Origin of the sequence: Vibrio sp. V03_P4A6T147, assembly GCF_002241085.1 — a bacterium.
Classification (GTDB): Bacteria; Pseudomonadota; Gammaproteobacteria; order Enterobacterales; family Vibrionaceae; genus Vibrio; species Vibrio anguillarum.
Genome location: NZ_NDIO01000007.1, coordinates 1 through 9,191, shown reverse-complemented (window position 1 = coordinate 9,191; position 9,191 = coordinate 1). Strand labels below are relative to the sequence as shown.

Here is a 9,191-nt window from a genome sequence, read left to right as displayed (position 1 = left end):
GTGTATAAGAGACAGAGCAAACGCTAACCCTTTTTCTTTTTCATCAACCCGTATTAGGCTGCGATTTCTTGTGTCGTCAACTTTTCGACAACAGCGTTTTGCGCTTTCTTTTCACCAATCGGTAAAATAACACGGCCATATTCATTATTCAGAACTTGAGCCATTGCAAAATAAATCGCACTTGCGCCACAGAAGATGCCTTCAAAGCCAGCAATCGTGCCGATAAGCTCGCTACCAGTGAAATCACGCGCAGCTAGTAAAGCAAATAGAATGGTCAGTGAGCCGAATACCACTTGTTTAGCACGTGGGTAGCACAATGAACCGATAAACATGAAACCAGTGAAAATGCCCCACAACGCTAAGTACCAACCCATAAAGTGAGCAGGGCTTGCTGGTAGTCCCATGTATGGCATGACAATCAGGCCAACCAATGTGAGCCAAAATAGACCGTAAGAGGTAAACGCTGTGGTGCCAAAAGTGTCACCACGTTTGAAACACATGATACCCACGATGACTTGACTTAAACCACCGTAGAAAATACCCATCGCCAAAATCATAGAGTCGATAGGGAAAAAGCCTGCGTTATGGATATTAAGCAGGATAGTCGTCATGCCAAAACCCATTAGGCCTAGCGGCGCTGGATTGGCCAATTTAGTAGACATTCGCGAGTACCTTAAAAAATGTTGATAAAAATTACGCGCGGATTTTAGTGGAGTAGCACACAAAATGGAAAGAACGTTAACGAAAACTAAGATTGTAAATTTAACCACTTGATTGTTCAAAAAGAGAGCAGAGCAACCGAATTCGATCGTGCTGCTCTCCTTTTGCTAAATGTTACTCTCTATTGACAGTTTATTTCATCCCAAAACCAGTTACTTTGCGTGGGTGATTCCCATACTCCGGGGTTATTTTTAGCCATAAAACACTTTCCATTATGCGTAATTTTATCGCCATTTTTTGCAACAGTAACCCCTGCAACCCAGCTTGAAAAATCACTGCTTGGTGGCGTAGGCTCTGGCGTGACGGGCGGTTCTGGCTCATTGACCACTGGTGGTGGCTCAACAGGGTCAGGTGTTGTGGGCGCTGTTGGTTCACCTGTAATAAGCTTCCAAGGATCACCTTGAGTGGGTTCATTACCTTGTGACCACCACTTAGCTTCATAAGTAGCGCCTTTATAGCTCACCTTATCGCCCGTGTTGTATACCTTTGTTGCTTCCCAGCCGACGATGCCATCAACTGGCGGCTCTGGTGGCGTACCGGGATCAATCGCATCCACAACACGCACTTGGGGCCAGCTAGAATGTGAACCATAAAAGTTAGTCACACATTTTTCGTAATCACCAGCAACAAGGGCTGAATACGCGGTTTGGAAACCAACCAGTTCACATTCAAACGAGTAGCCACCTGGGCGATCAGAGTAATATTTCCAATTACCATCCCAGTTGGTATACAACACATCCGTCGCACCGTTCAAATTTAAGCTACCGTAAGGCGTTTGCTGCCAACAGGTATTCTTTTCATCTGACTCAATCGGTATTTGATAATGATCCGCTAGCCCTTCCCAGTAGCGAATGCGATTAACCGGTTGACCTTTATCTTTGTTCTGTTCACCGCACTCAATGCCGCCATTGATAACGTTAATTGTGGTGCCAAAACCATAGCCAATACCAGCATCGCTTTCACGTTGCGAAGGTGTCCATGTACGGTCAATTACGTGCAACATTGCCGGTTTCGGTGCTTGAGGAGTTAAGAAGAACCAAATCGCTGAGGCTAAATTCAACCAAGAATCCGCTACTAATCCGGGGTTATTGAGTAGTACTTTGGCATCACCATCAAACATCACTTCAGAAAAAGCGCCATAGTTGAAATGGTAAGAGAGCTGCTTCGCGCCACGACCAAAATAACCTTGCCCAGCGGCGCACGGCCAACGAGCATTTTGCCAATCATTTTGGCCACAACCGGTTGTGTAACCACTTTGCCCTTCAGACCAACCCATTTCACGCACATGAACCAATGCTTGCTGCCATTCTTCAAGCCTATTCGGATTATCAGATACGTTGTCTTTCGCAATGTGACCACCCGTTTCTTGTGAGAAATGGGCAAAAGCCGTCACAATGGATTTTTTACAAATTGCGTCTGAATCTCGGCCATCCGTATATTCGCCGCAAAATGCGGGGAATTTGCCAATTGCCCGTAAGAAGCGTGTGTAGGTGTATTCGGGAGCCGCCATTTGAGTTAAGAAATCCCACTCGTACTGTGGAAAGACTTGTTCAACACGCTTGACGTTTTCAGGGTTAGAACTTAACCCCGGTACTATTGCTTCAACAATCGCATTCGAACGCGTTTCTAGTGCTTTCGACCAGATGGCATACATGGGATCCGCTGTTTTGGCTTTTTCTGCCGCTTGTAGCTCTACTTTAGAGACAATATAACCCGCGGCATTTTCAGGGTCAGGTAGGATATTTAACGCGTAACTGTTTGCGGCTAAAACACTGCTAATCAGCACGGCTAAATGCTTTGTTTTCAACATATCAATCCCTTATTTTTGGCTTAGTGGGTACGGTGAAAATAGTATGGATAGCCGAGGCATTGTTGACAGTGAAACTTATTAATTAAATGTCAAAATGCGAGTGGTTTCATCATGATGTAAACCAATTATCGTACGGCGACATCGCCCTTTGAAGGCAAGTCGATAAATATGCAAAAGCCTCAAAAAAGCTTGAGGCTTTTAGAGTTCAATCTATTTTTCATCAGGTTAAGTGAACAACCAATGCCTCAAATTTCTCAAGCATCATCGCACCGGCAATGGCTTAGCGCACATGAGCGTGGCCAGTAAAAAAGTGATGAACTGGGCCGCGACCTTGGCCAACATCCAGTTCATCGGCATAGCCAATGGCTTGCGATATGTACTGCTTAGCCAAATACACGGATTTGTGCAGGTTATTTCCTTGAGCAAGATAAGAAGCGATCGCAGAAGAGAGCGTGCAACCCGTCCCATGGGTATTTTGGGTTGGAAAACGCTTCGCACTGAGTAATTCTGACGAAGATTGCATGATCAAAAGATCGTTGCTGTTTTCATCTTGTTCTAAATGCCCACCTTTTAGCAGCACCGCCTTTGCACCCAACGCTCGTAAATCAGCCACCATACCGCTCATTTCGACTCCAGATTGAGGAACCGGCTTGCCAGTAAGTACTGCTCCCTCAAATAAATTGGGGGTAATGATGTCAGCCAAAGGGATCAACATTTCTTTTAATGTACTGATTGCCGATTGCTCAAGTAATAAATCACCACTGGTCGCCACCATCACGGGGTCTATCACAAGGCTCTTGGGTTGGTATTGCTGCATTTTTTTGGCAACGATCTTGATGATACTGGCATCGGCTAGCATGCCAATTTTAACGGCCACGATCTTCAAGTCGCTAAAGACGGCATCTAACTGGCTTTCGATATGATCAAGTGGAATGGGGAAAATGGCGGAGACGCCTTGAGTATTTTGTGAAGTAATGGCGGTAATAACGGAACACGCGAAACTGCCAGTTGCCGATATCGCTTTTATGTCGGCTTGAATGCCTGCCCCTCCACCGCTATCAGACCCTGCGATAGTGAGTACAACAGGTATGTTTAATAACGTCGTTTCTTGTGGGTGTTTCTGTATTGGTTGTGCCATGGTCGCTCCTATGACAAGACATACAGGAACTGACTTTGACCGTGGTTTGGAAAGTTCGGTAATCGAATTTACAAAGGTTAGCCGTTGTTATTCGGCTCGTGACAAAGTGCTCATAGTTCCCTACGTCAGTATTAACTGAATCAGGTTCGACGGGTCTCGAATTTCGATCTCAGCCGATGCAGAATCTGCATCGGCTCCCCGACTATTTCGCAGTAATCATAGCAGGGCACTCACCGAAGGAGTACGCTTTTTTGGAGGATTATTCCCACTCAATAGTGGCTGGTGGCTTACCTGAAATATCGTAAACCACACGAGAAATACCATTCACTTCATTGATGATACGGTTAGAAACCTTACCCAAGAACTCATAAGGCAGGTGCGCCCAATGTGCTGTCATAAAGTCAATGGTTTCCACAGCGCGTAGTGATACAACCCAATCGTATTTACGTCCATCACCCATAACGCCTACTGAACGAACAGGTAAGAAAACCGTGAAAGCTTGTGACACTTTGTTATACAGATCAGCGGCATGCAGCTCTTCAATGAAAATAGCATCGGCGCGGCGCAGCAAATCACAGTACTCTTTCTTCACTTCGCCCAACACGCGTACGCCAAGGCCAGGACCAGGGAACGGATGGCGGTAAAGCATGTTGTAAGGCAGACCAAGCTCTAGGCCAATCTTGCGTACTTCATCTTTGAAAAGCTCACGCAGTGGTTCAACCAATCCCATTTCCATATCATCAGGCAAACCGCCAACGTTATGGTGAGATTTAATCACGTGCGCTTTGCCTGTTTTAGAGGCGGCCGATTCAATCACATCTGGGTAAATCGTGCCTTGCGCGAGCCATTTTGCATTTTTCAATTTCTTTGACTCTTCATCGAAGATATCAACAAACACATGGCCAATAATTTTGCGTTTCGCTTCCGGATCAGACTCACCTTGCAGTGCGTTGAGGAAACGATCTTCTGCATTAACATGAATGATGTTTAAGCCAAATTTGTTGCCAAACATATCCATTACTTGCTGAGCTTCATTCAGACGCAATAAGCCGTTATCAACGAACACACAGGTTAATTTATCACCAATCGCTCGGTGAGCCAGCATCGCCACAACTGACGAATCTACACCACCCGATAGGCCAAGGATCACTTCATCGTCGCCGACTTGCTCTTTAATACGAGCAACCGCATCTTCGATGATAGACTCAGCCGTCCATAGACGCTCACAACCACAAACATTGAGAACGAAATTCTCAAGCATTTTTAGACCGTTTTTGGTGTGTGTGACTTCTGGGTGAAACTGCACGCCATAATATTTTTTCTCTTCATTCGCCATTGCCGCATAAGGGCAAGTTTCCGTTTGCGCTGTTTTGACAAAATCAGCCGGAATTTGCACCACTTTATCACCGTGGCTCATCCAAACATCTTGCGTTAGCTCAAGGTCGCTAAACAGGGCCGATTCACCCATTAACTGTACGGCTGCATAACCAAATTCACGTTCCTCAGAACTGGCCACTTTTCCGCCCAACTGTTCAGCCATGGTTTGCATGCCATAACAAACACCAAATACAGGCACACCAGAGTCAAACACATATTGTGGCGCACGCGGAGAGTTGGCTTCAGTCACGCTTTCAGGGCCACCAGAAAGAATAATGCCATCTGGGTTGAATTCACGGATGTCCGCCTCTTCAACATCCCAGCTCCACAGCTCACAATAAACACCGATTTCGCGAACACGGCGGGCAACCAGTTGTGTGTACTGAGAGCCGAAATCTAAGATCAGAATACGTTGGTCATGGATATCTTTAGTCATTTAAGGTCAATCTCAATCATTAATGTAGTGGATGGGGAGCATCGCGCTCCCCATAAGCTTCAAGCTATTCGTGGTTCGTCATTAACCCAAGCGGTAGTTTGGCGCTTCTTTGGTAATTTGAACGTCGTGCACGTGTGACTCTTTCATACCTGCACCAGAGATACGAACAAACTCGGCTTTAGTGCGCAGATCTTCGATAGTGGCCGAGCCAGTTAAGCCCATGCTTGAGCGTAAACCACCCATTTGTTGATGAACGATCTCTTTTAGACGGCCTCGATAAGCGATACGGCCTTCGATCCCTTCAGGTACAAGCTTGTCAGCTGCATTGTCAGATTGGAAATAACGATCAGAAGAGCCTTGAGACATTGCACCCAGCGAACCCATACCGCGGTAAGCTTTATATGAACGGCCTTGGAACAAAATAACTTCACCCGGAGCTTCTTCAGTACCCGCAAACATGGAGCCGACCATCACGCAAGATGCACCAGCAGCAATCGCTTTACAAATATCGCCAGAAAAACGAATACCGCCATCAGCAATCACAGGAATACCGTATTGATCAGCCACTTCAGCTGCATCAGAAATCGCCGTAATTTGAGGAACACCAACACCCGTTACAATACGCGTTGTACAGATTGAACCCGGGCCAATACCGACTTTGACCGCGCTTACGCCCGCGTCAATTAGAGCTTTCGCACCGGCACCCGTTGCAACATTGCCGCCGATAATATCGAGATCAGGATAAGCGGCGCGCGTTTCACGAATACGGTTAAGTACACCTTCTGAATGGCCATGAGAAGAGTCAATCAGTAGAACATCCACTCCCGCTTCCACTAATGCTTTTACGCGCTCTTCATTGCCAGCACCGGCACCAACAGCCGCACCAACACGTAAACGCCCTTGTTCATCTTTACAAGCATTCGGTTTGCGTTCTGCTTTATGGAAATCTTTCGCGGTGATCATACCAGTCAGTTTGAATTCATCATTCACTACCAAGACTTTTTCAACACGCGCTTTGTGCATGCGCTCTTGTACATCCTGACGAGATGCGCCCTCTTTAACTGTGGCTAAGCGATCTTTTGGTGTCATGACTGCTTCAACTTTTTTTGTTAAATCAGTAACAAAGCGAATATCACGGCCGGTGATGATACCGACAAGCTCATTGTGATCGCTCACCACAGGGAAACCGGCAAAACCATGTTTCTCTGTCAAAGCAATCACATCTTGAATGGTTGCATCAGGGCGAACTGTTACTGGCGCAGTGACTACACCCGCTTCAAAAATTTTGACAAGACGGACTTGTTCAGCCTGCTCTTCAATGGGCATATTTTTGTGGATAAAACCAATACCACCCTCTTGGGCAAGAGCGATCGCAAGGCGAGCCTCTGTCACTGTATCCATAGAAGCTGAGATCATCGGAATGTTCAGTGCGATATTTTTGGTCAGCTGAGTATGGAGATCGGCTGTGTTTGGGAGAACGGTGGAGTGTGCTGGTACGAGAAGAACATCATCGAATGTCAGCGCTTCTTTGGCAATTCTTAGCATTTGCAATATCTCACAATTAAGAGGAGTGAATAAAAGGTAAATCCAAGCTGTCTCAATTTGCCCTAAGAACAGGATAAATCGATTTGGATTTGATATTGCGGTCGGATTATACGCCCGAGGTAATCGCTTGACCACTCATTTTTTCATTTTTAATTTGCATTCCAACCCTTGATATGTATTATATTGCCGCTAATTTCCATACCCTCGTCTAGGGGATTAGCCTTGCCTTCTTTGACCAACGAAAACATCTACACTGTCTCTCGTCTCAATGCTGAAGTACGCCTGTTACTTGAAAATGAAATGGGCATTGTGTGGCTCGTTGGTGAAATATCGAACTTCTCCGCTCCGGTTTCTGGCCATTGGTATCTCTCACTCAAAGATTCTCGCGCGCAGGTAAAATGTGCGATGTTCAAAGGCAATAATCGCTTTGTGACCTTCAAACCTAAAAATGGCCAGCAGGTACTTGTTAAAGCGCGTCTTTCTCTTTATGAACCTAGAGGTGACTACCAAGTCATTATCGAGAGTATGCAACCCGAAGGGGATGGTCGTCTCCAGCAAGAGTTTGAAAAGCTGAAGATGCAGTTGGCCGCGGAAGGGCTGTTTGCACAATCCAATAAGCGCCCCTTGCCGGAAAATCCTCAATGCGTCGGAGTTATTACTTCAAAAACTGGCGCAGCCCTGTTTGATATTCTTGATGTGCTCAAGCGGCGCGATCCAAGCTTGCCCGTCATCATTTATCCTACACTGGTTCAAGGCGAACAAGCGGCCATTCAAATTGCTCAAGCAATTGGTAGAGCAAATGCGAGGCAAGAGTGTGACGTATTGATTGTGGGTCGCGGTGGCGGTTCTTTAGAGGACTTATGGTGTTTTAACCACGAGATCGTAGCGCGCACAATTGCCGCTAGTCAGATCCCAATTATCAGTGCCGTCGGGCATGAAATCGATGTGACGATTGCTGATTTTGTGGCTGACGTACGTGCCCCAACCCCCTCCGCTGCTGCAGAATTAGTCAGCCGAGACAACAGTAATAAGCGACAAGCTTTCGCCTCATACCAGCACAAGCTACAAAGTGCGATGCGCTATTACACCAGTCAACAAGCGCATCATTTACGCGCTTTGGTTCACGCGCTAGAGAAACAGCACCCCACTTATCGCTTGCAGCGTCAAAGCCAGCAACTTGATGACACAGAAATGCGCCTACAGCGGGCGATACAGCGCTATATTTCGACTCAGCGCGAGCACATTGGCCAGCAATACCATCAACTGCAGTTGCATTCTCCCGTACAAACCTTAGCGAAGCAGCAGCATCGACTAGCCAAAAGCGAGCAACGATTGCTGGACGTAATGGAGAAAAAACTCCTGCGCACAGCACACCGTTTAACGCTAGCTGCAGAGAAGCTTGACGCAGTAAGCCCATTAGCGACACTAAAACGAGGCTATTCGATCACGCGAGATAGCTCAGGCAAAGTGATTCACCGCGCTTGCGATCTAAAAACTGGCGATCAATTGATTACGCGAGTGGCGGATGGCGAAGTTTTCTCTACCGTTAATTAATCACTTAATCTTGTGCTTGAAACTCAAATCGAATCTTAGATTTTGATTTGAGCTCATTGCATGAATTACAGAAAAAGTTTGCTGCGCCACACGCCTGCAATTTCTCCAGCTCAGAATCACACTCAGGGCAAAAACCAATTTTGTTAAAGTGATGTTTGCACTGAGCACAATGGTAACGCCCATCCCACGCCAGTGGATTTTGGCAACAAGGGCAAAGATTTTCCTGCATATTGATCCCATCTCTCTTTGTGTCTTTCACATAACATCTTTCGCATAGTGTGATTTTGGTAGATGTTTTATATCGTTCGTTTTAATAGATAGCTCGTTTGCGTAGATAGATCGTGCATGTGATAGCCGACACTTCATCAAACGGCACGTATGGTCTCGGATTATCGAGAGTTCAGCTTTGATCTCTATCACAATACCTTTAGGCTCACCAACCACCTCATACACATTAGGCTATGATCGATAAAAGATCTCAGCCTGATCATTTGCTTTATCTGCTCCGTTCAGCGATCTACTCTCAAAAGAACATTTATATAACCACACACCGAAAGCATAAGTTACATATTCTGCATATGGATTTATAACGATATAAAGCTCCATTTAAC

Annotated in this window: 7 protein-coding genes and 1 riboswitch; of the genes, 1 reads left to right on the top strand and 6 read right to left on the bottom strand. The window is 46.0% G+C overall.

The features are described from left to right. Nucleotides 1–53 precede the first annotated feature (53 nt). The 5 genes from B9J84_RS00215 to guaB form a co-directional block, all read right to left on the bottom strand. Nucleotides 54–662 carry an acetate uptake transporter gene (locus B9J84_RS00215; protein ID WP_010320388.1) on the bottom strand — a complete coding sequence of 203 codons (609 nt, stop codon included), beginning with the start codon at nucleotides 660–662 and terminating at the stop codon, nucleotides 54–56. 179 nt (nucleotides 663–841) lie between these two features. Further along, complete coding sequence (locus tag B9J84_RS00210; protein ID WP_094123260.1) at nucleotides 842–2,530, bottom strand: chitinase; 1,689 nt, start codon at nucleotides 2,528–2,530, stop codon at nucleotides 842–844. Nucleotides 2,531–2,810: 280 nt separating this feature from the next. Further along, nucleotides 2,811–3,668 carry a bifunctional hydroxymethylpyrimidine kinase/phosphomethylpyrimidine kinase gene (thiD, locus tag B9J84_RS00205; RefSeq protein ID WP_094123259.1) on the bottom strand — a complete coding sequence of 286 codons (858 nt, stop codon included), beginning with the start codon at nucleotides 3,666–3,668 and terminating at the stop codon, nucleotides 2,811–2,813. Between the two features lie 100 nt (nucleotides 3,669–3,768). Next, nucleotides 3,769–3,879: riboswitch (TPP riboswitch) on the bottom strand. 48 nt (nucleotides 3,880–3,927) lie between these two features. Next, nucleotides 3,928–5,481, bottom strand: a complete 1,554-nt coding sequence (gene guaA / locus B9J84_RS00200) for a glutamine-hydrolyzing GMP synthase (protein ID WP_017044245.1) — start codon at nucleotides 5,479–5,481, stop codon at nucleotides 3,928–3,930. A gap of 81 nt (nucleotides 5,482–5,562) precedes the next feature. After that, nucleotides 5,563–7,026 (bottom strand): IMP dehydrogenase, encoded by a 1,464-nt coding sequence (gene guaB, locus B9J84_RS00195; protein WP_026028100.1) that lies wholly within the window; start codon nucleotides 7,024–7,026, stop codon nucleotides 5,563–5,565. A 222-nt stretch (nucleotides 7,027–7,248) separates the two neighbouring features. Here guaB and xseA point away from each other — a divergent pair, with 222 nt between their 5' ends. After that, nucleotides 7,249–8,580: an exodeoxyribonuclease VII large subunit gene (gene xseA, locus B9J84_RS00190; protein WP_047689015.1), complete on the top strand. Its 1,332-nt coding sequence runs from the start codon at nucleotides 7,249–7,251 to the stop codon at nucleotides 8,578–8,580. Between the two features lie 4 nt (nucleotides 8,581–8,584). Here xseA and B9J84_RS00185 read toward each other — a convergent pair whose 3' ends face one another. Continuing rightward, the gene (locus B9J84_RS00185) at nucleotides 8,585–8,839 is read right to left on the bottom strand and encodes a zinc ribbon domain-containing protein (protein ID WP_017047933.1); all 255 of its coding nucleotides are present in this window, start codon (nucleotides 8,837–8,839) and stop codon (nucleotides 8,585–8,587) included. Between the last annotated feature and the right edge of the window lie 352 nt (nucleotides 8,840–9,191).